This is a genomic window from Chitinimonas taiwanensis DSM 18899, assembly GCF_900119825.1.
Lineage (GTDB): Bacteria > Pseudomonadota > Gammaproteobacteria > Burkholderiales > Chitinimonadaceae > Chitinimonas > Chitinimonas taiwanensis.
This window is the reverse complement of sequence record NZ_FPKR01000006.1, coordinates 224,316-248,325: the sequence shown is the minus strand read 5'-3', so window position 1 is coordinate 248,325 and position 24,010 is coordinate 224,316. Positions and strand designations below refer to the sequence as shown.

At 65.3% G+C, this 24,010-nt stretch carries 22 protein-coding genes; 14 read left to right on the top strand and 8 right to left on the bottom strand.

The window, feature by feature from the left end; translation table 11 throughout:
• Window positions 1-6 precede the first annotated feature (6 nt).
• Complete coding sequence (locus BT173_RS09500; protein ID WP_072428399.1) at window positions 7-300, bottom strand: hypothetical protein; 294 nt, start codon at window positions 298-300, stop codon at window positions 7-9.
• Window positions 301-415: 115 nt separating this feature from the next.
• On the opposite strand from BT173_RS09500, the gene BT173_RS09495 reads away from it, so the two are divergent.
• Window positions 416-2,107, top strand: a complete 1,692-nt coding sequence (locus tag BT173_RS09495; RefSeq protein WP_308417571.1) for a bifunctional metallophosphatase/5'-nucleotidase — start codon at window positions 416-418, stop codon at window positions 2,105-2,107.
• A gap of 80 nt (window positions 2,108-2,187) precedes the next feature.
• Here BT173_RS09495 and BT173_RS09490 read toward each other — a convergent pair whose 3' ends face one another.
• From BT173_RS09490 to polA, 4 genes are all read right to left on the bottom strand, one after another.
• Window positions 2,188-2,847: a hypothetical protein gene (locus BT173_RS09490; RefSeq protein WP_072428397.1), complete on the bottom strand. Its 660-nt coding sequence runs from the start codon at window positions 2,845-2,847 to the stop codon at window positions 2,188-2,190.
• 139 nt (window positions 2,848-2,986) lie between these two features.
• On the bottom strand, window positions 2,987-3,112 hold the full coding sequence (locus BT173_RS19940; protein WP_281247357.1) for a hypothetical protein: 126 nt from the start codon (window positions 3,110-3,112) through the stop codon (window positions 2,987-2,989).
• Window positions 3,113-3,269: 157 nt separating this feature from the next.
• On the bottom strand, window positions 3,270-4,883 hold the full coding sequence (locus BT173_RS09485; RefSeq protein WP_072428396.1) for a methyl-accepting chemotaxis protein: 1,614 nt from the start codon (window positions 4,881-4,883) through the stop codon (window positions 3,270-3,272).
• 181 nt (window positions 4,884-5,064) lie between these two features.
• A complete protein-coding gene (gene polA, locus BT173_RS09480) occupies window positions 5,065-7,827 on the bottom strand; it encodes a DNA polymerase I (protein ID WP_072428395.1) in 2,763 nt (920 codons plus the stop codon).
• Between the two features lie 79 nt (window positions 7,828-7,906).
• Between polA and BT173_RS09475 the strand changes: the two genes are divergently transcribed.
• The 7 genes from BT173_RS09475 to mtgA all read left to right on the top strand — a co-directional run bounded on the left by BT173_RS09475 (window position 7,907) and on the right by mtgA (window position 13,483).
• Complete coding sequence (locus BT173_RS09475; RefSeq protein ID WP_072428394.1) at window positions 7,907-8,641, top strand: LOG family protein; 735 nt, start codon at window positions 7,907-7,909, stop codon at window positions 8,639-8,641.
• Between the two features lie 19 nt (window positions 8,642-8,660).
• Entirely contained in the window at window positions 8,661-8,984 is a 324-nt protein-coding gene (locus tag BT173_RS09470; RefSeq protein ID WP_072428393.1) for a DUF2782 domain-containing protein, read from the top strand.
• A gap of 60 nt (window positions 8,985-9,044) precedes the next feature.
• Entirely contained in the window at window positions 9,045-9,989 is a 945-nt protein-coding gene (locus tag BT173_RS09465) for a homoserine kinase (protein WP_072428392.1), read from the top strand.
• Between the two features lie 100 nt (window positions 9,990-10,089).
• On the top strand, window positions 10,090-11,958 hold the full coding sequence (locus tag BT173_RS09460) for a sensor domain-containing diguanylate cyclase (protein WP_072428391.1): 1,869 nt from the start codon (window positions 10,090-10,092) through the stop codon (window positions 11,956-11,958).
• A gap of 34 nt (window positions 11,959-11,992) precedes the next feature.
• A complete protein-coding gene (locus BT173_RS09455; protein ID WP_084658380.1) occupies window positions 11,993-12,565 on the top strand; it encodes a sigma-70 family RNA polymerase sigma factor in 573 nt (190 codons plus the stop codon).
• Window positions 12,562-12,756, top strand: a complete 195-nt coding sequence (locus BT173_RS09450) for a zf-HC2 domain-containing protein (protein ID WP_072428390.1) — start codon at window positions 12,562-12,564, stop codon at window positions 12,754-12,756. Before BT173_RS09455 ends, BT173_RS09450 begins: the two co-directional genes overlap by 4 nt.
• A gap of 34 nt (window positions 12,757-12,790) precedes the next feature.
• Window positions 12,791-13,483 (top strand): monofunctional biosynthetic peptidoglycan transglycosylase, encoded by a 693-nt coding sequence (gene mtgA, locus BT173_RS09445; RefSeq protein WP_072428389.1) that lies wholly within the window; start codon window positions 12,791-12,793, stop codon window positions 13,481-13,483.
• Window positions 13,484-13,516: 33 nt separating this feature from the next.
• Here the strand turns inward: mtgA and BT173_RS09440 are convergent, their stop codons facing one another.
• Entirely contained in the window at window positions 13,517-14,698 is a 1,182-nt protein-coding gene (locus tag BT173_RS09440) for a lytic polysaccharide monooxygenase (protein ID WP_072428388.1), read from the bottom strand.
• 323 nt (window positions 14,699-15,021) lie between these two features.
• Between BT173_RS09440 and BT173_RS09435 the strand changes: the two genes are divergently transcribed.
• Both BT173_RS09435 and BT173_RS09430 read left to right on the top strand, forming a co-directional pair.
• Window positions 15,022-16,647: an isovaleryl-CoA dehydrogenase gene (locus BT173_RS09435; protein ID WP_072428387.1), complete on the top strand. Its 1,626-nt coding sequence runs from the start codon at window positions 15,022-15,024 to the stop codon at window positions 16,645-16,647.
• 96 nt (window positions 16,648-16,743) lie between these two features.
• Window positions 16,744-18,078: a deoxyguanosinetriphosphate triphosphohydrolase gene (locus tag BT173_RS09430; protein ID WP_072428386.1), complete on the top strand. Its 1,335-nt coding sequence runs from the start codon at window positions 16,744-16,746 to the stop codon at window positions 18,076-18,078.
• Window positions 18,079-18,085: 7 nt separating this feature from the next.
• On the opposite strand, the gene BT173_RS09425 is transcribed toward BT173_RS09430, so the two are convergent.
• The gene (locus tag BT173_RS09425) at window positions 18,086-18,859 is read right to left on the bottom strand and encodes a substrate-binding periplasmic protein (RefSeq protein ID WP_217651438.1); all 774 of its coding nucleotides are present in this window, start codon (window positions 18,857-18,859) and stop codon (window positions 18,086-18,088) included.
• 124 nt (window positions 18,860-18,983) lie between these two features.
• Here BT173_RS09425 and hemC point away from each other — a divergent pair, with 124 nt between their 5' ends.
• From hemC to BT173_RS09405, 4 genes are read left to right on the top strand one after another with little or no spacing between them, the layout of a single operon-like run.
• Window positions 18,984-19,913 (top strand): hydroxymethylbilane synthase, encoded by a 930-nt coding sequence (gene hemC, locus BT173_RS09420; protein WP_072428385.1) that lies wholly within the window; start codon window positions 18,984-18,986, stop codon window positions 19,911-19,913.
• Between the two features lie 20 nt (window positions 19,914-19,933).
• A complete protein-coding gene (gene hemDX / locus BT173_RS09415; RefSeq protein WP_072428384.1) occupies window positions 19,934-21,808 on the top strand; it encodes a fused uroporphyrinogen-III synthase HemD/membrane protein HemX in 1,875 nt (624 codons plus the stop codon).
• Window positions 21,805-23,019: a heme biosynthesis HemY N-terminal domain-containing protein gene (locus tag BT173_RS09410; RefSeq protein WP_072428383.1), complete on the top strand. Its 1,215-nt coding sequence runs from the start codon at window positions 21,805-21,807 to the stop codon at window positions 23,017-23,019. Before hemDX ends, BT173_RS09410 begins: the two co-directional genes overlap by 4 nt.
• Complete coding sequence (locus BT173_RS09405; protein ID WP_072428382.1) at window positions 23,016-23,459, top strand: DUF2214 family protein; 444 nt, start codon at window positions 23,016-23,018, stop codon at window positions 23,457-23,459. Before BT173_RS09410 ends, BT173_RS09405 begins: the two co-directional genes overlap by 4 nt.
• A 54-nt stretch (window positions 23,460-23,513) precedes the next feature.
• Here BT173_RS09405 and BT173_RS09400 read toward each other — a convergent pair whose 3' ends face one another.
• On the bottom strand, window positions 23,514-23,972 hold the full coding sequence (locus BT173_RS09400) for a SixA phosphatase family protein (RefSeq protein ID WP_308417570.1): 459 nt from the start codon (window positions 23,970-23,972) through the stop codon (window positions 23,514-23,516).
• Window positions 23,973-24,010: the final 38 nt, after the last annotated feature.

The following is a 24,010-nucleotide window of genomic DNA, read 5'->3' as shown; positions in this document are numbered from 1 at the left end:
GGGGGATCAGTGCGCGCGCGCCGTGCGGCGCAGGAAGAGGGCAGCCAGCAGGCTGGCGGCCGCCGTGCCCAAGGCCATCAGCAGCAGAAAGCCGAAGCCAAGCAGGGCCAGCAGCCTATCCACGCTGTGCGTGCGCCAGCTCAGGCATGTCTGCACTCGGTTATAACGGCCTCGGATGCTGCAGAACTGCTCGGCAAACAGGATCTCCCACACCGTCTGCCCGGCCAGCAGCGCACCGCCCAGGGCGAGCAGGCCCAGCAGCACGGCCAGGCTAAGGAACAGTTTGCGGGAGGTGGACATGGTGGGCAGGTGGAACGAAAGGTCGCCATTGTGGCATGGCCGGCTTCATCCGCCTGTAACCCGCAGCGCTTAGCGTGCAGGCCTCCTATACCTCGAATACCTGGACGACATGCACATGCTGCGCTACCCAATGCTTGCCTTGTCTTTGCTCTCTGCTGCCTTGCTAAGCGCTTGCAGCAGCGATGACAACCCCGCCCCGACCCAGCCTCTGCCCGCCACGGTGGAAGTGAAGATGCTGGCCTTCAACGACTTCCACGGCAATCTGAAGCCCAATGGCAATGTCACCGTGCCCGACCCGGCCGACCCGAGCAAGACGATCAGCGTCGCCGCCGGCGGCGCCGAGTATCTGGCCACCTGGATCAAGAGCCTGAAGGCCAAGAACCCGAACAATGTGGTGGTGTCGGCCGGTGACCTGATCGGCGCCAGCCCGTTGCTGTCGGCGCTATTCCACGATGAGCCAACCATCGAGGCGATGAATGCCCTCGGCCTGGACTTCAATGCGGTGGGCAACCATGAGTTCGACGAAGGCGCGACCGAGCTCTTGCGCATGCAGAACGGCGGCTGCCACCCGACCGATGGCTGCCAGGGCAAGACCAGCTTTGCCGGCGCCAACTTCAAGTTCCTGGCCGCCAATGTGGTCAACGAGACCACGGGCAAGCCGCTGTTCCCCGCCTATCTGGTCAAGTCCTTCCAGGGCATCAAGGTGGCCTTTATCGGCATGACGCTGGAAGGCACGCCCAGCATCGTCACCCCCACCGGCGTGGCCGGGCTGAAGTTTCTCGACGAGGCCGATACGGTGAACAAGCTGGTGCCCGAGCTGAAGGCGCAGGGCATTGAGGCCATCGTGGTGCTGCTGCATGAAGGCGGCGCACAGACTGGCCTTTTGAATGAGTGCAAGGGCGTGTCCGGCCCCATCGTGGATATCGTCAACCGGCTCGACCCAGCCGTGGACATGGTGGTCAGCGGCCACACCCATCAGGCTTATAACTGCGAGATCAATGGCAAGCTGGTCAGCAGCGCCTATCAGTACGGCCGCGTGATCTCGGAAATCGACTTCACCCTGGACGGCAAGACCCGCGACGTGGCCAAGCGCAAGGCCAGCAATGTGGTGGTCAGCCAGGACGTGGCCAAGGATGGCCTGATCAGCCAGCTGATCGCCAAGTACGAGCAACTGGTCGCCCCGCTGGAAAGCCGCGTGGTCGGTAAGGTGGCCGGTGCACTGAGCCGTACCGTGAATGCGGCCGGTGAATCGGTCATGGGTAGCGTGATTGCCGATGCCCAGCTGGCTGCCACCAGCCCGGCCGGTTTCGGCGCCGCCAAGATCGCCTTCATGAATCCGGGCGGCGTGCGTGCCGAGCTGACCCCGAATGCGGCCGGCGAAGTGACCTATGGCCAGCTGTTCACCACCCAGCCCTTCGGCAATAGCCTGGTGACCATGACCCTGACCGGCGCGCAGATCAAGGAGCTGCTCGAGCAGCAGTTCGTCGGTCACAGCAATGGCCAGACCAGCAACCGCATCCTGCATGTGTCCAAGGGCTTCAGCTACAGCTGGGATAGCACGCGCCCGGCCGGCCAGCGTGTCGATGCGGCCAGTATCCGCCTCGATGGCGTGGTGCTGGATGCGCAGAGCAATTACCGCGTCACGGTGAACAACTACCTGGCCACCGGCGGTGACAAGTTCGTGGTGCTGGTCCAGGGCAAGAACACCTTGGGCGGCAAGCAGGATGTGGATGCCTTGGAGGACTACATCAAGGCGAGCAGCCCGCTGGCGGTGCCCGCGCTCGACCGCATCAGCAAGCTGCAGTAAGCACGCTGTCGGTGCACGCAAAAAAGCCGGGGCATGCCCCGGCTTTTTCATGTGTGTGGCGTCTGCTGCCGCGGCGGACCTTAGTTGGCGGCCTCATCCTGGGTCTTGGGCGCCAGCGACACCGGGCCCGTTGGCATGCCCTCCTGGCCCCAGCGGTCGAGTTCGGCCATCACCGCCGCATAGGTGTCTTCGCTAATGGGCGGCAGCTGGCCGCCCAGCGCCTCGCGTGCCTGATCAAAGCCGTCCTGGATGGCGGCGCGCAGCTTGTCGAGCTTGCTGGCATCGCCGCCGCTGGTGCCCAGGGCAAAGTTCAGGATGCGCTCGGCCGTCTTGCGCACACCCCACTCGCCATCCTCGGCAATCGCCGCCTTGGCCGCCTCGATCTCTTCCACGCTGGCAGTGAGCTTCTGCTCGCCGCGGAATACCTTGTTCCACTCCAGACCCTGCTCATCGATGATGCCGCGCAGCTGCAGCATAAAGGCCGCCACATCGCGTTCCGATTGCTCGAGCAGACTGGCGAGATCGGGGCGCTCCTCGCGCAGGATGCTGCGCGGATCGGCATAGGTGAGCGCGCTGTCAGTGCCACGGCCCTGACCGAGGCTGACAGTGTCCTGTGCCGCTTGGCTGCTTGCGGTCGGCTTGGCGGGTGCCGCCGCATTGCTGTTTGGGCTACGCGCCTCGCTGCGGCTGGTGCTGGGCGGCAGGGTGGGCTTGCCCGAATTCGATAGGGGGTTGGTCATTTTTGATCTCCTGTCAGTCATGCATCCCCCTGTATCGGCTAAGCGGGCGCCGGCTTGAAGCCGTCTGGCGGATAAAGCGGCGGCAAACTACAGACGGAAAAAAACCGGCTTGCGCCGGTTCTTGTGGGGCGGCCCAGCGCTACTTGGCCTTGCCGGCTTCGGCGGCCTTCATCTGGGATAGGAAGGGGCTGACCGGCGCGGTGACGGTCTTTTCCTTCTTGGGTTTCTTACTTTCCTTATTCCCGCGTACCTGACCCTTGGCCATGCTGTTCTCCTTGCTGCCCCGGCATCTGTACCGTGGCAGTACTGCTGCGATTGCGGGTGTCGCCCCGCAGTGGCTGCCATCCTGTGACGCCAGCCACATGAGCCCACTATAGGCGCATTGCCATGCGGGCGTACGCGCAAGTGCGTTGGGCGCCGTCTCAGGCGAAGTGGAAGCGGCTCACTTCCACATGCAGATCGCGCGTCAGCTGACCGAGGGCGCTGGCAGTCTGGTTCATGGCGGTCACCGCGGCAGTGTTTTCCTCGCTAATCTGCGCGACCTTTTCCACCTGCTGGGCGATCAGCTGGGTGCCGGCCTTATGCTCCTGCAGCGAGCCGGAAATATCGGCCACCGCTTGCTCGCTCTGCTCCACGCCCTGGGTGATCGCGGCAATCGATTCGCCGGCCTTGCTGGCCAGTGCCGCGCATTCGTGTGCTCGCTGCACGGTGGTGCCCATGGCGGCCACCGCCTGGCCGCTGGCGCTGTCGATCTGGCTGACCATCTGCTGGATATCCACGGTGGCATTGGCCGTGCGTTCGGCCAGCTTGCGCACCTCGTCCGCCACCACGGCGAAGCCGCGCCCCTGCTCGCCGGCGCGCGCGGCCTCGATGGCGGCATTCAGAGCGAGCAAATTGGTCTGGTCGGCCACGTCCTTGATCACGCCCACCACCGAGGTGATGCGCTGCGCATCGAGACCCAGCGTGGTGACCTTGTCGGCGGCCTCGGTAACCGCCTGGTCGATCATCTGCATCTGGCTGACCGTGGCGGCGATATGCTGGGCACCATGTTCGGCCTGCTGGCGGCTGGCGGCGCCCAGCTCGTGGGTGTCCTGCGCGCTGTCGGCCACATGGGCAATGCTGACCGACATCTGCTCGACCGCGGCCGCCATCGCACTGGTCGCCTCGGCGCCTGATTCGGATGCCTTGGCCACCTGCTCGGTGGTGCTGGCCAGCTGGGCCGCTTCCTCGTTTACCTGCTCGACTGCTTGCGCCACCGCCTGCACCAGGCCCTGCATATTCTCGGTCAGCGCGTTATAGGCACGCGCGATGCTGTCGATCTCATCATTGCCGCGTACCGGTACGCGCAGGGTCAGATCGCGCTGGTCGCGCGCCTGGCGCAGCACTTCGCGCAGGGTGGCGATCTTGCGGTTCATGCCGCTGATCAGCCAGGTGGACAGGCCGGCGGCCAGCAGCACGGCCGCGATCAGGGTGATCCAGGTGGTGCTGCGCGTGTGCGCATAATCGCGCTGCGCGGCCTCGTAATTCTTGCGCGCCTCGTTCAGCTGCAGCTCCACCAGCTTGGAGATGGCGGCGGAGACTGGGTCGATGGCCGGATAGAGCGCGCTGCGCGCAAAGCTGTCCAGCGCTCCGGCATCGCCGCCGGCCAGCAGCTGATCAAGCTGGGTGGCGATCGTGTCGGCCTTCTGCATCGCGCCCTCTGCCTCCTGCACCAGCTGCTTTTCCTCGGCGGTCAGCTCGGTGGCCGCATAGGCCTGCCAGGACTGCTGAATCTTCTGACGTGCCTCGGCCACCGCCTTGCGCGCCTCGGCCGCGCTCAGCGACTGGTGATTGGCCTTGTGGGTGACATCGACGATATTGACCGCATACATATCGGCCACCACCTTGAGCTGGTTGAGTGGCAGAACCCGGTCCTGGTAGGTAGTGGCGAAATGCGCGTTGGTGCTGGCCAGGCGGAACAGACCGTTGATGCCGAGAAACAGCATCAGGCCCAGCAAGGCGGTAACGAGCAAGATCAGTTTGGTGCGCATGGTCATGGCGAGCCCCTCAGGCGTGGTGGTGATGCGCGAGGCCTCCTGACAGCACCGCTCTGCTGGCCGGTTTCATTCAAATATATAAAGTTTGCCGCCCCAGTGCGAACCCGCTGCGATAAGCGTGCGGCCGGGGCAGAAGAAAGGCCGGCATGAAGCCGGCCTGCTGTGTGGAGCGGGATGGCGCCTAGTGGGCGGCTTCCCAGCTCGGTCCTACGCCGACCTCGGCCAAGAGCGGCACTTTCAGCGAGGCCACGCCGGCCATCAGCGCCGGTAGCTTCACTTTCACCAGTTCCAGCTCGGCCTGCGGCACTTCCAGTACCAGTTCATCGTGCACCTGCATGATCAGCCGGCTCTTGAGACCATCGGCTTCGAGCCAGTCCTGCACGGCCACCATGGCCAGCTTGATCAGGTCGGCCGCCGTACCCTGCATGGGCGCGTTGATGGCGGCGCGCTCGGCGCCGGTGCGCAGGCCCTGGTTCTTGGAGTGGATGGCCGGCAGCCACAGGCGGCGGCCAAACCAGGTTTCCACATAGCCATGCTCGCGCGCGAATTCGCGCGTGGTCTGCATATACACGGCCACGCCGGGGTAGCGGGCGAAGTAGCGGTCGATATAGTTCTGTGCGGCGCTGCGCTCGATATCGAGCTGGGCCGCCAGGCCAAACGCGCTCATGCCGTAGATCAGGCCGAAGTTGATCGCCTTCGCATAGCGGCGCTGGTCGCTCGTTACCGTCTCGGGAGTGGCGCCGAATACCTCGGCCGCGGTGGCGCGGTGAATATCGATGCCGGCTTCAAAGGCTCTCAACATACCCTCGTCGCCACTCAGGTGAGCCATGATGCGCAGCTCGATCTGCGAATAGTCGGCGCTGACGATCTGGCAGCCCGGCGCGGCGATAAACGCCTCGCGGATGCGACGACCCTCGGCCGTGCGCACCGGGATGTTCTGCAGGTTCGGGTCATTGCTGGCCAGCCGGCCGGTTACTGCGGTGGCTTGGCCGTAATTGGTATGCACGCGGCCGGTGCGCGGGTTGACCATCAGCGGCAGCTTGTCGGTATAGGTGGACTTGAGCTTGGACAGGCTGCGGTGCTGCAGCAGCTTGGCCGGCAGCGGGTAGTCCTGGGCCAGCTCGGTCAGCACGTCCTCATCGGTACTCGGTGCGCCCTTGGGGGTTTTCTTCTTCACCGGCAGCTTGAGCTTGTCGAACAGGATCTCGCCGATCTGCTTGGGCGAACCGAGGTTGAACGGTTGACCAGCCAGCTCAAAGGCCTCCTGCTCGAGCTTGAGGATGCTCTGGCCAAGTTCATGGCTTTGCTTGTGCAATAGCGCGCTATCGAGCAGCACGCCATGACGTTCCATCTTGAACAGCACCTCGCGCGAGGGCAGCTCGATTTGGCGGTAGACGAAATCGAGGCGCGGTTCCTGCGCCAGGCGCGGCGCGAAGGCCTCGTGCAGACGTAGGGTGATGTCGGCATCCTCGGCCGAATAGCGCGTGGCCACATCGATGGCCACCTCGGCAAAGCCGATCTGCTTGGCGCCCTTACCCGCCACCTCTTCATAGCTGATCGCCTTCAGGCCCAGATGCTTGGCCGCCAGCTCGTCCATGCCGTGGCGCTCGGTGCTGTCCAGCACATAGCTTTGCAGCAGCGTGTCTTCGGCAATGCCGGCCAGGGCAATGCCGTGGTTGGCAAACACATGCTGGTCGTACTTGAGGTTCTGGCCGACCTTCTTCTTGCCCGCGTCTTCCAGCCAAGGTTTGAGCTTGGCCAGCGCGGCCTCCAGCGGCAATTGCTCGGGCGCATCGGCATAGCGGTGGGCTAGCGGCAAATAGGCGGCCGCGCCGGCCGCGGTGGCAAAGCTGATGCCGACGATATGCGCCTGCAGCGGTTCCAGGCTATCGGTCTCAGTATCCACGGCCACGATGTCGGCCACGTTCAGCTTGGCAATCCAGGTATCGAGTTCGGTTTCATTCAGGATGGTCGCGTAATCGCGCGCCAGCTCCGTCAGCTCTCCCATGTCTTCGCTGGGTGCGAAGGGGCGCAGCGCGCTGGCATTGCCCTCGGCGGCGATCTTGTCGCCGATGGCGGCGTCGCCCTTCAGCTCGCCCAGCCAGCCCTTGAAGCCATAGTTCTCGAACAGGCTGATCAGTCTGGGCTTGTCGGCATCGCGCGGCGCGATGCTGGCCAGGCCTTGTGGCATCTCGCGGCTCAGGTCCACATCGCACTTGATGGTGACCAGGGTGCGCGCCATCGGCAGCCAATCCAGCGTGTCGCGCAGGTTCTGGCCGACCACGCCGCCGATCTTGTCGGCATTCGCCATCACGCCATCCAGGCTGTCGTACTCCGACAGCCACTTCACCGCAGTCTTCGGCCCGCACTTCGGTACACCGGGTACGTTGTCCACCGTGTCCCCGATCAGGGCCAGGTAGTCGACGATGCGCGCGGGGGGCACGCCGAACTTCGCCAGCACGCCGGCCTCGTCCAGTGTCTCTTCGCTCATGGTATTGACCAGGGTCACATTGGACGTGACTAGCTGGGCCATGTCCTTGTCGCCGGTCGATACCACCACCTTCACGCCCTGGGCGTCGGCGCTGCGGCATAGCGTGCCGATCACATCGTCGGCCTCCACGCCGTCCACCATCAGGATCGGTAGGCCCATGGCGGCGATGGCGGCATGGATGGGTTCGATCTGCGCGCGCAGATCATCGGGCATGGACGGGCGCTGCGCCTTGTACTCGGCGTAGAGATCATCGCGGAAGGTCTTGCCCTTGGCGTCGAAGACGCAGCCGATATAATCGGCCGGTACCTCCTTCACCAGCTTCTTCAGCATGGCGATGATGCCGCGCAGCGCGCCGGTCGGGTCGCCCTTCGGACCGCGCAGGTCCGGCATGGCGTGAAACGCTCTATACAGGTAGGAAGAACCGTCGATCAGTAAGAGCGTCTTATCAGACATGCGTTTGCCCCAGCAAGATGAGATGGCGCATGGCTTGGCAGCCCACGCCCATCCAGAAAAACAAAGAAAGAGAACAACAATGAGTGCCCACAGCAAACTCCCCAGCGACACCGATCCGGCCGCCATGGCCGCCAGCCAGGCCTACCGCTCGCGCGAGGCGTGGCGGGTTTTCGAGATTATGTCCGAATTCGTCGAAGCGACCGAGCGCCTGCAGGCCATCCAGCCGGCCGTGTCGCTGTTCGGTTCGGCGCGCACGCCGCGCGACCATCCTTACTACAAACTCACCGAGGAAATTGCCCGTTTGCTGTCCGATGCCGGCTTCAGCGTGATTTCCGGCGGCGGGCCGGGCATCATGGAGGCTGCCAACAAGGGCGCTTTCCACGGCAAATCGCCTTCGGTGGGGCTGAATATCCAGTTGCCCCACGAACAGCATGGCAATCCTTACCAGGATGTCAGTCAGACTTTCCGCCACTTCTTCGCCCGCAAGGTGATGTTCGTGAAGAACGCCACCGCCTATGTGGTGATGCCGGGCGGCTTTGGCACCATCGATGAATTGAGCGAGGCGCTGACGCTGATCCAGACCGGCAAGAGCCGCAAGATGCCCATCATTCTGGTCGGCAGTGCGTTCTGGGGCGGTCTGCTCGACTGGCTGCGCAACACGCTCTTGGCCGAGGGCATGATCAATCCCGCCGATCTGGATTTGATGCAGGTCATCGACGAACCGCATGCGGTGGTCGATGCTATCTTCAAATTCTACGAAACCCGCGGTTTTGGCCTCAGCCCGGCCGAACGCGAAATGCAACTGAGTCTGTAAGCGCCTACCGGAGCCCACCATGCGCCACTGTCTGATTGCCCTATCCCTGCTCGCCAGTGGTGCTCCCATTGCCGCCGATACCCCGCTGGAAGTGCCGCCACCGCCGGCCATCCCCAGCGGCACCGCCGACGAGGCGGTGATCGAGCCGGAAGTGACCATCGTCGAAAAGGCCGATGCCACCGTGACCGAATACCGGCTGGCCGGGCGGCTCTACCTGATCAAGGTCAAGCCCAAGGTCGGCCCCGAGTATTTCCTCAGCGATGAAGATGGCACCGGCCAGCTGGTGCGCCGCGATGGGCAGCCCACGCTGCGCCCTCCCAAGTGGACCATCAAGCGCTTTTGATTGGCCGGGCCGGCATGCCACGGCCCGCTGCCCCAACCCATTCCTAGATCTAGCCCGCCCATGTCTGTTTTCACTACCGTTACGCCGGCCGAGCTGGCCGCCTGGCTCAAGCGCTATTCGCTGGGCGACCTGGTCGAGCTCAAGGGCATTGCCGCCGGCATCACCAATACCAATTACGCGGTCAGCACCACGCAGGGCAAGTATGTGCTGACCCTGTTCGAGACCCTGCAGGCCAGCGAGCTGCCCTTCTATGTGAACTTGATGGCCCATCTCGCCCACCACGGCATCGCTTGCGCCGCACCCATCGCCAACCAGCGCGACGAGATGATAGACAGCCTGTGCGGCCGGCCCACCGTGCTGGTGGGCTGGCTACAGGGCGAGCCCGTCGATGTGCCCAGCCCCACCCAGTGCCATGCGCTGGGGGCCATGCTGGCCCAGATGCATCGCGCCGGCGAGACCTATCCCGGCCATATGCCCAATCCGCGCGGTCCGCAGTGGTGGACGGCGGCGGCCAGCGAGCTCTACCCCTATCTGAGCAGTACGGATGCCAGCATGCTGCGCAACGAGATCAGCCAGCAGGGGCGCGCGCGCTTCGCCCATCTGCCGAGCGGGGTCATCCATGCCGATCTGTTCCGCGACAATGTGCTCATGCATGGCGACCGCATCGGCGGCTTTATCGACTTCTATTACGCCTGTAACGACATCCTCATCTACGACCTGGCGATCACCGTCAATGACTGGTGCGCCTTGCCCGATGGGCAGATCGATGCGCAGCGCGCGCAGGCATTGTGCGCGGGCTACCAGTCTGCCCGTGCGCTGAATGCGGCCGAGCGCGAAGCCTGGCCGCTGATGCTGCGCGCCGCGGCATTGCGCTTCTGGGTGTCGCGCCTGTGGGATTGGCACAAGCCACCGGCCGGCGAGCTGACCTACCGCAAGGATCCGGGGGTGTTCCAGCACATCCTGCACGCCCACCAGCAGCGTGGCGACGCCGCGCACTGGCTGTAAGCGTAAGAACCATCGCTAAGCCCGCTCACGGGCACATAGCATTGCAGGCAGGCGGCAGCTAGCATGAGGCTGTGTTCGTTTGCGTACCCAAAGCCTACCTGTGTCCGCCCCTGCGCACTCCGTATCCGATAGCCACCTCGCCTTCAGCACCCGGCTGATCATGGCGGGCGTGGGTCTATTGCTGCTGCTGGTGGCCGCCCTGCTCAGCTGGTGGTTATGGAGCAGCCGGCAGGTGGCCGAGCAGCGCGCGCTGGCTGATGCGGTCAGCGCGGCCCGCCTGCTTGAGCAGCGCACGCTGGCCAGCATGCGCGAAGTTGATCTGCTGCTGGATGATGTGGCGCGCGAGGCGGTGCGCCTGCCGATCGACCCGCCGGTCGAGTGGAGCGAGCCGCTCGGCTTCGAAACCATTCTGATGCTGCGCGACAAGCCCGAGCGCCTACCGCATGTGGTGGTGCTCAGCGTGCTGGATGCCCACGGGCGTATCGCCTATTCGACCTCGGCCGCGCGCGGTGCGGATTTCGCCGACCTGCCCATCGTGGCGCGCGTGCTGGCTCAGCCCAAGGCGCAGCTCTATGTGTCTGGCGCCTATCAGCTGCGCGTGAGCGGGCGCGAGGGCGTGGCTTTCGCCCGGCCGGTATTCGGCCCTAGTGGGCGTCTGCAGGCCATCGTGCTGGCCGGCGTGCATATCGAGGCCTGGCTCAGCCATTTGCACGATCTGCATCTGGGGGCGTCTGGGCTGGCCTATGTGGCCGACCGCGAACAGCATCTGGTGGCCGCCAAGCCCTTGCCCAATCGCCAGCGCATCGGGCGGCCGCTGCCGGATCGCCAATTGCAGCCTAGCGGCCTGGGTGAGGCGAGCCAGTTCTTTCACGATGCCAGCGGCGGCCGCTATTTGCTGGTGCAGCGCCAGCTCAGCGACTATCCGTTCAGCCTGGGGGTGGCGCTGGCCGAGGACGACTACCTGGCCACCTGGCGCCAATCGGCCTGGGTGGCCGCGCTGGGCCTGCTGTTTCTGATCGTGTTTGGCAGCCTGCTCTTGCTGCTGCTGTGGCGCGGCGGGCGCCAGGCGCGCGCACTGAGCCAAAGCGAGGCGCGCCTATCGCTGCAGGAGCAGCGCATGCGTCGCATGGTGGAAGCTTCGCCCTGTGCGCTCGGCCTGCTGGATTTCAGTACCGACCATATCCGCTACCTGAACCCGGACATGGCTGACCTGGTCGGGCGGCCGGTCAGCGAGTTGGCCGGCCAGCCCATGGCCAGCCTGTTCGCGCAGCCCGAGGACTGGGCCGCGTGCCGCGCCGCCCTGCGCGAGGCTGGCACGGTGCGCGAACGTGAGTACGCCTTGCATACCTCCGGCGGCACCCTGCGCTGGGTGGACCTGTCGGCCACGCTCCTGGCCGGCAATGGTGGCGGTGACGATGTGCTGGTCAGCATGATGGATGTGACTCAGCGCGTGGCGCGCGAGCATAGGCTTAGCCACGAAGCCGGCACCGATGCGCTGACCGGCCTGGCCAACCGGCGCCGCTTTCTTGAACAGGGCGGCGAGATGTTCGAGCTGGCGCACCGCCACCAAAGGCCGCTGGCGCTGCTGATGATCGATCTCGACCATTTCAAGCAGGTTAACGATCTATACGGCCACGGCATTGGTGACGAAGTGCTGGTACGTATGGCCCGCCTGCTCGATGCCACGCTGCGCACGGGCGATCTGGCCGTGCGCCTGGGTGGCGAGGAATTCGTGGCCCTGCTACCTGAGACCGACTTGACCCATGCGCTGGAAGCGGCCGAGCGCCTGCGTGAGGCGGTGGAGAATGCGCCACTGATGCTGGCCGATAGCCGCCTGCTGGCCTTTACCGTCAGCATCGGGGTGGCGGCATTGCGCGATGAACATGCCGAGCTGCACAATCTGCTCGCCCAGGCCGACGCCGCGCTCTATCGCGCCAAGCATGCCGGCCGTAATCGCGTGACCAGCTGAGCGCGCGCCATCCCGTTTCCCCCGAGCCACGATCTTGACCCTGCCTGCCGACCAGCAACTTGCCGATTACCGCGACTATCTGCTGCGCTATGCGCTGTACCGGCTGCGCGACGAAGCCGCCGCCGAAGAGGCAGTGCAGGACACCCTATTGGCTGCGCTGCAGGCCAAACAGGGCTTTGCCGCCCAGTCCAGCGTGAAGACCTGGCTGACCGGCATCCTCAAGCACAAGATCATTGATGCGCAGCGCCGCCTGTGCCGCGACCCCTTCCAGCTCGATGAGCGCGTGGATGAGGATGGCGATAGCAGCGATTTCGACAGCCTGTTCGATACCCAGGGCCACTGGGGCAGCGAGGCGCCGCGCAACTGGGCCAAGCCCGAGGCCGCGCTGGAGGCGCAGGATTTCTGGCGCGTGTATGCCGAATGCAGCGAGCGCCTGCCCAAGCGCACCGCGCTGGTGTTCGCCATGCGCGAATCGCTCGGCCTCGAGATCGACGAGATCTGTCAGAACCTGGAGATCAGCACGACCAATTGCTCAGTGCTGCTCTACCGCGCGCGCATGAGCTTGCGCCTGTGCCTGGAAAAGAACTGGTTTGGACTTCAAGCATGATGAACTGCAAGCAAGCGACCCGTATGGTGTCGGCAGGACTCGATCGCAAGCTCGCCTTATCGGAGCGGCTCGCTTTGCGTGTCCATCTTTTCCTGTGCGAGCGCTGCAGCAACTTCGCGCGGCAGAGCCGCTTTCTGCGTCAGGCTGCCCAGGCTGCGGCCCGACGCGACAAGTCCGATGCCGAGCGCTGAAAGCCGTCGCGGGCTGCGGCTATACTCGCCGCCCATGACCTTCCTACGCCTCTTTGGCCGCCTCTTCCTGCTGCTTATCGTCCTGGTGCTGCTCTATCAGCTCTGGCTATTTGGCCATGTGCTGTGGTGGAAGTACGAGAACCCGAGCAGCACCGCCTTTATGCGCCAGCAGCTGGCCGTGCTTCAGGAAAGCGACCCGCAGGCCGAGCTCAAGTATGACTGGGTGCCGTATGCGCAGATCTCGCCACATCTGAAGCGCGCGCTGGTGGCCAGCGAGGATGCGAAATTCCTCGAGCACGAGGGCTTTGACTGGGAAGGCATCCAGACTGCCTGGGAAAAGAACGCCAAGCGCGGGCGCATCTCGGCCGGTGGTTCCACCATCAGCCAGCAGCTGGCCAAGAACCTGTTCCTCAGCGGCAAGCGCAGCTATGTGCGTAAGGCCGAGGAGGCCGTCATCACGCTGATGATTGAAGCGACCTGGGATAAGCGGCGCATCTTCGAGGTGTACCTGAATGTGATCGAGTGGGGCGTGGGCGTGTATGGCGCCGAGGCCGCCGCGCGCCACTACTACGGCAGCAGCGCGGCCAGGCTCGGCCCGGCCCAGGCCGCGCGGCTGGCCGCTATGGTGCCCAAGCCACGCTTCTACGATAAGAACCGCAATGCGCGCGGCCTGAACCGCAAGGCCGCCATCATCCAGCGCCGCATGCGCTGGGCCGATATTCCCTGAGCGGGCGGGGCCGGTGTGGCCCCGCCATCTGCGCTAGTTCAGACGCGTCCAGGCATCCTGCCAGTGGCTGCCGCTGCCCGGGGCATAGTGGGTCGGTGATTGGCTGCACCAGCCCGAGTAAGGATAGGGCTTGCACTGGTAGCGCTGGCCATCGCTGCCGCGCACGATGGTGCCGGCCTTGTAGCTGCTGATGCCGGTCGGGTAGACGTAGTCGACCGTGCCGCCGCCCCCGCTATCGCCACCGCTGCTGATATCGATCTCGAAGCTGTAATCGGCCGTGACCGTGCTGCGCTCGTAGACGCGGTTGTCCATGGCGCTCTGCACCGGCGCGATACTGCCCTTGCCGTCGAGCACGCCGACCTTCAGGTATTGCGAGGCGGCGTTGACCTTTTGCGCCAGGTAGAACGGCCACTGATTGGCGCCGGTCTGGCCGCTGCCCAGCGTGATGCTATGGCTTTCCAGATCCTTGAAGGCCGGGTCGAACACCCGGAAGGTGACCCTGCTGTTCAGAGCCAGGTCCTGCTGGGCGCGTACCTGGCCGATCTCCTTCCAAGCCACTGGCGTGCTGGCGCCGCCGAAATTCACGTCCAGGCAGGAGTAGAAGGCTTCCGTGCTGTCGGCGCGCTGCCAGATGCCGTAGATCAGGTGCCGGCCACTCTTGCCCTGCGGGAAGGGGCAGCTCATCTTGTAATGGCCGTTGATCAGGGTATTGCTGGTAATCGTGCAGAAGGGCTGGCTTTCCAGGTCCGACCACTTGAGCGCCAGGCTCGGGTTGTAGCCGGTCTTGGTCACATAGAACTTGAAGGACTTGGTGGCGTGCGGCGCGGTGGCCTTGTACAGGAAGTCGTATTGGCCATTGGCATTCGGGGCGATGTGGGTGGCCGGCCAGTCGTCGCGCGCCAGATTGAAGCCCTTGTAGATGTCCTTGCCGGCCGCGCACAGCTTGCCATCCGGGATCAGTGCCTGGTGCTGGTCATTCGCATTTGCCTGGTTCACGCCATTCCAGTCATACAGCGCTTGCGGCCCGCCCGAGGCCAGCGCGGCCTTGCAGGCGGCCGACTTGGGATTCTCCGGCCCTTCCAGAAAGCAGTTGTAAACGCGATCGACCGGCACGGCCATCGCGCCATGGGCCTGGGCGCCGGTGCTGCCCAGCGCCAGTAGCAAAGGGCTGGCCAGACCGGCGGTCAGTAAGAGACGGGGGGAGTGGTGCGGCATGCTGCCTCCTGGTGGTTTTTGATTGGTGTTGTACGCGGGAAAAGATGAAAAATGACAAAGGCATGCTAGCGCGCCAGGCGGCTGGCTGCCAAAGCCTGCATTGCGCGCTGCGACGAGCGGGAAAGTGGTCTGCTCGCGGCCGGCTCGGGTCGTGCATCGACCAGTTGCCACGGTGTGGCTATATGAGCAGGCATTGAATTGGTATTGAGCGGCGGGTCGCTGTGCAGACCGGTATTAGGGCGATCTTGGGTAGGCACTGCCCGAGCGCTTGCTTGATATTTCCGCGCTGACTAGGCTGGTCAGATACGAAACTGGAGACCAGCATGCACACAGCCAATCACGAGGTATTCAACCAATCGCCCGTGCTGGGTGACTACAACCTGTTCCTGGCCGACCCGGCCTTGCAGGAAGCCGCCGCGCGTGAGGGCGCCGCCTGGGCGCGCGATGAGCTGGTCGAGATCGGCGCCGAACTCGGGCGACTGGATAGCTTCGAGCTAGGCCGGCTCGCCAATCAGCATGCACCCCAGCTGCGTGCCTTTGATGCCAAGGGCTACCGGCGCGACCAGGTCGAGTTCCATCCGGCCTGGCATACGCTGATGCAGGGCATTGCCGCGCGCGGCTTTCATAACCGCCCCTGGGCCGAGCCGCGTGCCGGCGCCCATGTGGCGCGCGCGGCCGGTTATCTGCTGCAGGCCCAGGTGGAAGCCGGCTCGCTATGCCCAACCACCATGACCTATGGCGCGATTCCCGCCCTGGCCCGGCACACCGAGCTTGCACGTGACTGGCTGCCCACCCTGTTCAGCCGTGAGTACGACCCGCGCGACCTGCCCTTTGCCGATAAGCGGGGCGGCCTGATTGGCATGGGCATGACCGAGAAGCAGGGTGGCTCGGATGTGCGCGCCAATACCACGCGTGCCGAGCCACAGCCCGATGGCAGCTGGCGGCTGAACGGACATAAATGGTTCTTCTCCGCGCCGCAGTGCGATGCCCACCTGGTGCTGGCCCAGGCGCCGCAGGGGCTGAGCTGCTTCTTCGTGCCGCGTTGGCAGCCCGATGGCAGCAAGAACCCCATTCTGCTCCAGCGCCTGAAAGACAAGCTGGGCAATCGATCGAATGCTTCCAGCGAGGTGGAATTCCACGCCGCCTACGGCCTGCTGCTCGGTGAGGCCGGCCGCGGCGTGCCCACCATTCTGGAGATGGGTACCTACACCCGGCTCGATTGCGTGCTGGGCACGGCCGGCATGATGCGCCAGGCCACGTCGCAGGCGATTCACCATGCGCGCCACCGCTGCGCCTTCGGTCAGCGCCTGGTCGACCAGCCATTGATGCGCAATGTATTGGCCGATCTGGCCCTGGAAAGCGAGGCCGCCCTGCAGCTGGCCCTGCGCATGGCGCGCGCCTTCGATACGCAGGATGAGGACGCCACGCTGCTGCGCCGCCTGCTCACCCCAGCTGCCAAGTACTGGGTGTGCAAGCGCGGCCCTGAGCTGGCCGCCGAGGCGATGGAGGTGCTGGGCGGCAATGGCTATGTGGAGGAGGGCGTGCAGGCGCGCATCTACCGCGAGATGCCGGTCAATTCGATCTGGGAGGGCTCGGGCAATATCATGTGTCTGGATGTGCTGCGCGCGCTGGGCAAGAGCGTGCGCACGCGCGAGGTGCTGCAGGCCGAGCTGGCGCCGGCCCTGGGTCGCTATCCAGCCTACGACCACTATCTGGCCGCCCTGCAGGCGCAGCTGGCCGATGGCAGCGAGCAGGAAGGCCGCGCGCGCCGGCTGACCCAGCAGCTGGTGCTGGCCGTGCAGGCCAGCCTGCTGATCCAGCACGGGCCGGATTTTCTGGCCGAGGCCTTTGTGCAATCGCGCCTGGGCGGCGACTGGGGGCAAAGCTTCGGCACGCTGCCGGCCGGCCTCGACCTCGCGGCCATCATGGCGCGCGCGCTGCACGACTAGCGCCGGCGCCGCGCTTGCCGCGCGGGCTGGTTTGCCGCCTACAATGCGACTCCCTCGTATTCACGGGCCGCTGCGCCGGCCGTCAAGGTAGCTTTCATGCCGCAAATGAATTGGCCGCAACTGCTGTCCGCCGACCGCCTGGGCGCACCGCGCCGCCAACCGGAAACCGGCCCCGCCATCGGTCGTTCCGACTTCCACAAGGATCACGACCGCATCGCGTTTTCTTCACCGTTCCGCCGCCTGGGCCGCAAGACCCAGGTGCACCCGATGACCGAGAACGACCATGTGCATACCCGCCTCACCCATAGTATCGAGGTCGGTTGCGTGGGCCGCTCGCTCGGCATCATGGTTGGCCAGGCGCTCGGTGAACGCCTGCCGGCCCATATCATTCCCTACGATATCGGTGCCATCGTGCAGGCTGCTTGCCTCGCGCACGATATCGGCAACCCACCGTTTGGCCATGCTGGCGAATACGCGATCCGCGACTGGTTCCGCCAGTCCTCGAATGCCTATATGTTGCAGAACCTCAGCGCGGCCGAACGGCGCGATGTGCAGACCTTCGAGGGCAATGCGCAAGGCTTTCGCGTGGTCACCCAGCTGGAGAACCACCGCTTCGACGGCGGCATGCGCCTGACCTATGCCACGCTGGGCGCCACGCTCAAATACCCTTGGACCAGCGAGCATGCCGGCTACAAGGAAAAGTTCAGCTGCTACCAGGCCGAGAAGAAGCTGCTCGACGAAGTCGCGCATGAGCTGGGCCTGATCGCCAAGCCGAATGGCATCTGGTGCCGCCATCCGCTTAGCTATCTGATGGAGGCGGCTGACGATATCTGCTACGCGATTCTTGATCTCGAGGATGGCGTGGAGATCGGCATGCTGCCCTTCGAGACGATTGCGCCGATGCTGATCAAGCTGGCCGGCATCGATGACGACCTGCTGGCGCTGGAAGTGGCGGGGGCGCCCAGCGTGCGCCGCAAGATGTCGTTGCTGCGCTCCAAGGCCATCGACCGCTGCGTGCGCGAGGTGACTGCCGCCTTCCTGCGCCACCACGATGCGCTGCTGGCCGGCGAGTACGAGGGCGATCTGATCGCCGCCTGCCCGGACTTTGTACGCCATGGCATTGCTGCTTCCAAGCAGCTGGCGCGTGACCGCATCTTCAATAATCGGCGCAAGGTGGAAATCGAGGTCGGCAGCTTCACCTGCCTGGACATCCTGCTGGAAGCCTTCTGCGGTGCGGCCTACCAGTTGCGTACCGAGCCGGACAAGCTCAGCTTCCGCAATAAGCGCATACTCGACCTGATGGAGTACAACGCGCCGCACAAGGAATGGCCGCTGTACGAGAGCTATATGCGTGTGCTCGATTTCATCGGCGGCATGACCGACAACTACGCCACCTATCTGGCCCAGCAGGTCGGCGGCATGGGGCGTTGAGCCGGCACTAGTGCGGGCGCTGCGCGGCGATCACCGCTTCGCGCGTCGTAGCGATCAGTTTCTCCAGCTCGCCACTCGCACGCATGCTGGCCAGGCGCGCATCGAAGCGGTGCAGCAGCGCCGCATTGCCCGGATGCTGGCGCGTGAGCACCACATGCAGCGGGGCGCTCCAATAGGCTTGTGGCGGGCAGATCAGCTGGCGGCTTTGCTCGGCGCTCAGTGCAGTCTGGATCAGGAAGGGGCCGACCTCGGCATCGATGGGCAAGAGGTCGATGCGCCGCGCCAGCAGCTTGCGCAGATTCTCCACATCGCTATTCGCCACATCGGTCAGCAGCGTGCCGGCACTGACCAGCGCATCAAAGTCGCTCGAGTAGAAATTGCCACGCGTCACGCCGAGCCGGTGCGGCGCCAGGTCGGCCAGCGTGCTCCAGCGATAGTTCTCGCCGCGCCGCTGGCAGAACACCATGCGTAAGGACATGACCGGTGCGCTGTAATAGAGATCAGCCTCGCGTTCCGGCGTGCGCGCCCAGCCAAAGCTGCCGTCGTATAGGCCGTTGCGCGCACCCTCGATGGCACGATTATTCGGCACCGCCACCAGCTTGATATGGATGCCGGCGCGCAGAAACACCGTGCGCACCACCTGGGTCAGGATGCCCTGTTCGACCAGTTGCTCGCCCATATAGGGCGGATAGTCCTGCAGGCTCAGGGTCAGGCTGCGTGCCTGTGCCATGGGCAGTCCTAGCAGCAGCGCAAGTAGGGCGAGGCGGCGCGGGATGGACATAGGAATGGGCCTTGGGAAGCGCGACGCTTCAGTTTAGGGTTTTCAGCGCCCGCCGCCAGACCGGCAGCCAAAAGTCAGCGTGCTAGAATCTCCGGCAAACCAAAAACCAGCGAGATTCCCCGCCGTGCCCATCCCCGACCGTCTCGTCATCGCCACGCGTGAATCCGCGCTGGCTCTGTGGCAAGCCCGCCATATCGCCGCCCGTCTCGAAACCCTGCACCCCGGCCTGAAAGTGGCACTGCTCGGCATGACCACCCAGGGCGACCGCATCCTGGACGTGACGCTGAACAAGATCGGTGGCAAGGGCCTGTTCGTGAAGGAGCTGGAAACCGCCTTGCAGGAAGGGCGCGCCGATATCGCCGTGCATTCGATGAAGGATGTGCCGATGCGCCTGCCCGAGGGCTTTGCGATTGCCGCCATCACCGAGCGTGAAGACCCGCGTGATGCCTTCGTATCCAATGCGTATGCGAACCTGGCGGCGCTGCCCGCCGGTGCCGTGGTCGGCACTTCCAGCCTGCGCCGCGAGGCCCAGATCCGCGCCCAGTTTCCCGCGCTGGTGGTCAAGCCGCTGCGCGGCAATGTGCAAACCCGCCTCGCCAAGCTCGACGCCGGTGATTACCACGCCATCATCCTGGCCGCCGCCGGCCTCAAGCGCCTGGGCCTCGGTGAGCGCATCCGCTCCCTGCTCAGCCCCGAGGAAAGCCTGCCCGCGCCGGGCCAGGGCGCGCTGGGTATCGAGATCCGCGCCGATCGTAGCGATCTGGCTACCCTGCTCGCCCCGCTCAACCATGCCGAGACGGCCGACTGCGTGACGGCCGAGCGCGCGATGAGCTTGCGCCTCGATGGTTCCTGCGAAACCCCGCTCGGCGCCTATGCCGAGGTGGTCGATGAGCACTTCCTGCGCATGCGCGGCTTTGTCTCCAGCCCCGATGGCGCCCAGATGCTGCGCGCCGAATCGAATGGCAGCCGTGCTGCCGCGGCCGGCCTGGGGCGCCAGGTGGCCGACCTGATGCTGACCGAAGGCGCGCGCGCCCTGCTCAAACCTGCCGTGTAAACCGCTGTCGAGACCCGTCCATGACCCGTCCGCTTGCTTCACGTCGTTTCCTGATCACCCGCCCGGAAAACCAGTCGGCCCATCTGGCCCAGCTGCTGCGCGAGGCCGGTGCCACACCGCTGCTGGCGCCGATGATTGCCATCGCTCCCACCGAGCAGCAACACGAGCTGCAGGCCGTGCTGCAAAGGCTGGGCGATTTCGACCTGGCTGTGTTTGTCAGCCCCACCGCGCTGGACGTGATCGGCGAGCTGGTGCAGCCGTGGCCGGTGGAGCTGGCGGTGGCCGTGGTCGGCCCCGCTTCACGCGAACGCGCACTGGCGCTGGGCATGCTCGAGGTAATCAGCCCGGACAACCAGTTCGATAGCGAGGGCCTGCTGCAACAGCCGGCCCTGCAGCAGCTGAGCGGCAAGCGCGTGGTGCTGTTCCGGGGCAATGGCGGACGCGAACTGCTGACCGATACGCTGCGTGCACGTGGCGCGACGGTGGAGGTGGTGGAAGCCTACCGACGCCTGAGCCCCAGCCTGAACCATGAGCAAGTACTGGCCCTGCTGGCCGAGGGCTGCGACGGTGTGATCGTGACCAGCTCGGAAGCGGTCAATAATCTGTTCGGCTTGGCCGATAGCGTGCTGGCCGAGCAGCTGCGCGGGCTGAGTTTCTTCGCCAGCCATGCGGCCATCGCCGAGACAGTACGTCGCCATGCGGTCGCGCAGGTGCATGTGCTGTCGGCTGGCGATGCAGGCCTGTTGGCTGATCTGCGCGCCCATTTTTCGGCCAGCCCGGCTGGTCAAGCCGTTTCAGGCAGCACGCCCGTTGCTACGCCCATACCCAGCCCGGCGCCTAGCGCGGCGGTTCTTCGTCAGCCCGCGGACACGGCCGCCGCTACGCCCGCCCCGACACACCACAGCATCAGCCGGCCGCAGCGCGCCTGGCTAGGCTTTCTGCGTCGCACCCTGGTGCTGGTGCTGCTCACCGTTGGCATCTCGGCCCTGGTCTACCAGTTCCAGGCACGTGCGCTGCACGGCGAGCTGCAAACCCGCCTCGCTGCGCTGGAAGGTCAGCAAAGTCGCCTGAATAACAGCGGCCAACGCGAAGGCGAGCAGCTGCGCCAGCTGGAGGTGGCGCTGGCGGCCAGCCAGCAGCGCGTGGAAGCGCTGCGCGCCCAGCAGTCTGAACTGCTGGCCCTGTACGGCGCGGTGGCCGGCGGGCATGAGGAAACCCTGCTGGCTGATGCCGAGCTGACCCTGTCGCTGGCCAGCCAGCAGCTGCAGCTGACCGGTAATGTGGGCGCCGCCCTGGCCGCGCTCTATCGCCTGGACGAGCGCCTGTCCGGCCACGACAAGCCGCGCCTGATGCCGCTGCGCCGCGCCGTGGCGCGCGATATCGATGTCTTGAAGAGCATGCCCTGGATTGATTACGTGGGCCTGTCGGCGCGCCTCGATAGCCTGGCTACCCAGGTCGACAAGCTGCCCCTGGTGGTCGACGGGCGCGCCCGCGATGCGGCCGCGCGGCCGGAAACCCAGCGCAGCGGGCTGTTGGGCGAGATCGGCCGTGCGCTCGGCGCACTGGTGGAAATCCGCCGCATCGACCAGCCGAATCCGGTGCTGCTGGCACCCGAGCAGGCCTTCTATCTGCGCGAGCATCTGAAACTGCGCCTGCTGAATGCGCGTCTGGCGCTGCTGCAGCGTGATGAGGTGACCTTCCGGCAGGATCTGTCGGTGGCCCAGGTGGTACTGCGCGAGCAGTTCGATACCCGCAGCAAGCCGGTAAAGGCCATGCTGACCGCCTTGGCCGAGGCGCAGACTGCCCGCCCGGCGCAAACCCTGCCCAGCCTGGTCGATAGTCTGAATGCCGCGCGTGATGCGCGCCGCAAGGTCAGCCGGGAGGACAGCAAATGAGGTCGCTGTTCTGGTTGCTGGGTCTGTCGATACTGGCCGTGTTGCTGGCGCTGTTCGCGCGCGAGAACAGCGGTTACGCGCTGCTGTTCTTCCGCCAATGGCGCATCGAGCTGTCCTTGAACGCCTTTGTGCTGATCTTTACCGCGCTGCTACTGGGCGGCTATGGCCTGCTCAAGCTGCTGGACTGGGTGTTGAGCATGCCGGCCAATGTGCGCCGCTACCAAGCCAGCCGCCGCGCCGCCAATGCGGGCAAGTACCACCGTGAGGCGCTTTTGGCCCTGTTCGAAGGCCGCCATCTGCGTGCCGAGCGCAGCCTGCGCGTGGCGCTGGCCTCGCAGGACGATGCCGAGCTCAAGCTGACCGATACCTTGATGGCCGCGCGCGCCAGCCACCACTGCCGCGATTTCGAGCGCCGCGACGCCTATCTGAAGCAGGCGCGCGAGCTGGGCGGGCCGCGTTCGCTGGCGGTGCTGATGCTGGAAGCCGAGCTGCTGGCCGAGCAATACCGTAGCCGTGAGGCGCTGGAAGTGTTGCAGCAGGTGTATGCGATCTCACCCAAGCTGACCTCGGCGCTCAAGCTCGAACTCAAGCTGCGTCAGCAGGAGAACCATCCGGCCCGCGTGGTCGAGCTGGCCGATATGCTGGAAAAGAGCGAGGCGATCGAAGCCAGTCAGGCCAGCCGCGTGCGTGGCCAGGCACGGCTGGCCCAGCTCAAGCTCGCGCCGATGGATGCACGCGAGCTGGAGCGCTGGTGGCATGGCCTGGGCAAGGAAGAACGCTTCCAGCCGCGCCTGGCTGCCGCCGCCGCGCGCGAGTTCGCCCGCCTGGGCCTGGGCGAGCGAGCCGAGCAGTTGCTGGTGGAGGCGCTGGAACACAACTGGGACGTGGCGCCACTCGAGGTCTATGGCGAGCTGGGCCGCTTGTGCGGGCAGGGCGATGCGGTCAAGCGTCTGGCGCGTGCCGAGGACTGGCTGCGCCATCATCCGAACGATCACTACCTGCTGCTGGCGCTGGGGCGCTTATGCCGCGATGCGGCGCTCTGGGGCAAGGCACGCACCTATCTGGAAGCCAGCGTGGCGCTGGCGGCCACGCCGGTTGCCCATGCCGAGCTCGGCCAGCTGCTTGAACAGCTGGATGAGCCGCAGGAGGCCAATGAGCATTACCGTGCCAGCCTGGGCTTGGCGCTCGATCTGCTGGAGAAGCGCCCATGAGTGCCGCCCTGCTGGCTGCGCTGCATTATCTGGGCGCCATGGTCTTGATGGCCTGCTTGGTGGCCGAGCATCTGCTGCTCAAGCCCGAGCTCGATGCGCCGCGTGCACGCACCCTCGCGCGTATCGATGCACTGTATGGGCTGAGCGCCATCGTGCAGCTGGGCAGCGGTCTGGCCCGCCTGTATAGCGAAAAGGGTACGGCCTTTTATCTGAGCAATCCGCTCTTCCACGCCAAGCTGACGGTCTTCGTACTGCTCGGCCTGTTATCCATCTACCCGACCCTGCGCTACATGGCCTGGCGTCGCGCTGCTCAACATAGTGGCGTACTGATGCCGGCCGAGTACCGGCGCGTGATCATGCTGGTCCGTGTACAGCTGTTGCTGCTGCTGTGCATCCCCTTGTTGGCAAGCCTGATGGCGCGCGGTATCGGCATGGGCTGACTGGTCCGCCTGCCGCCATGCAAAGCCAGCCTCATGGGGCTGGCTTTTTTTCGTCTACACCTGCTCGGGCGTCAGAATGGTCTTCAGCACGGTCTGGCTCGCGCCATCGCGCAGTCGGTACTGCAGCCACCAGATGCCCCCCTTCTTCACGCTCCATTCCGCCTCGAAGCCGGCCAGCAGGCTGGCCGCCAGCTTGCCCAAGCTCGGCTGGTGGCCGACCAGGACCACGGTGCCGCCCGCATCTGGCCACTGCGCCACCGCCAGGTAGTCGGCCACGCTGGCACCTGGGTTCAGGCGCGCATCGACCAGATGGTTGGGGTTGAGCGCTGCGGCCGTCTGGCGCGCACGCACCGCCTGGCTGGCGATGATGCGCGCCTCGGTGGGCAGCCTTTCGGCCAGCCAGTTGGCCATGCGTGCGGCCTGCTTTTGACCGCGGCTGGTCAGCCAGCGCGCCATATCGTCGGTCTGCGCCTCGGCCTCGGCGTGGCGCCACAGGATCAGATTCATTTTCATCGCCGCTTGCTCCCACCATCAAAAAGGGCGCCGCAGCG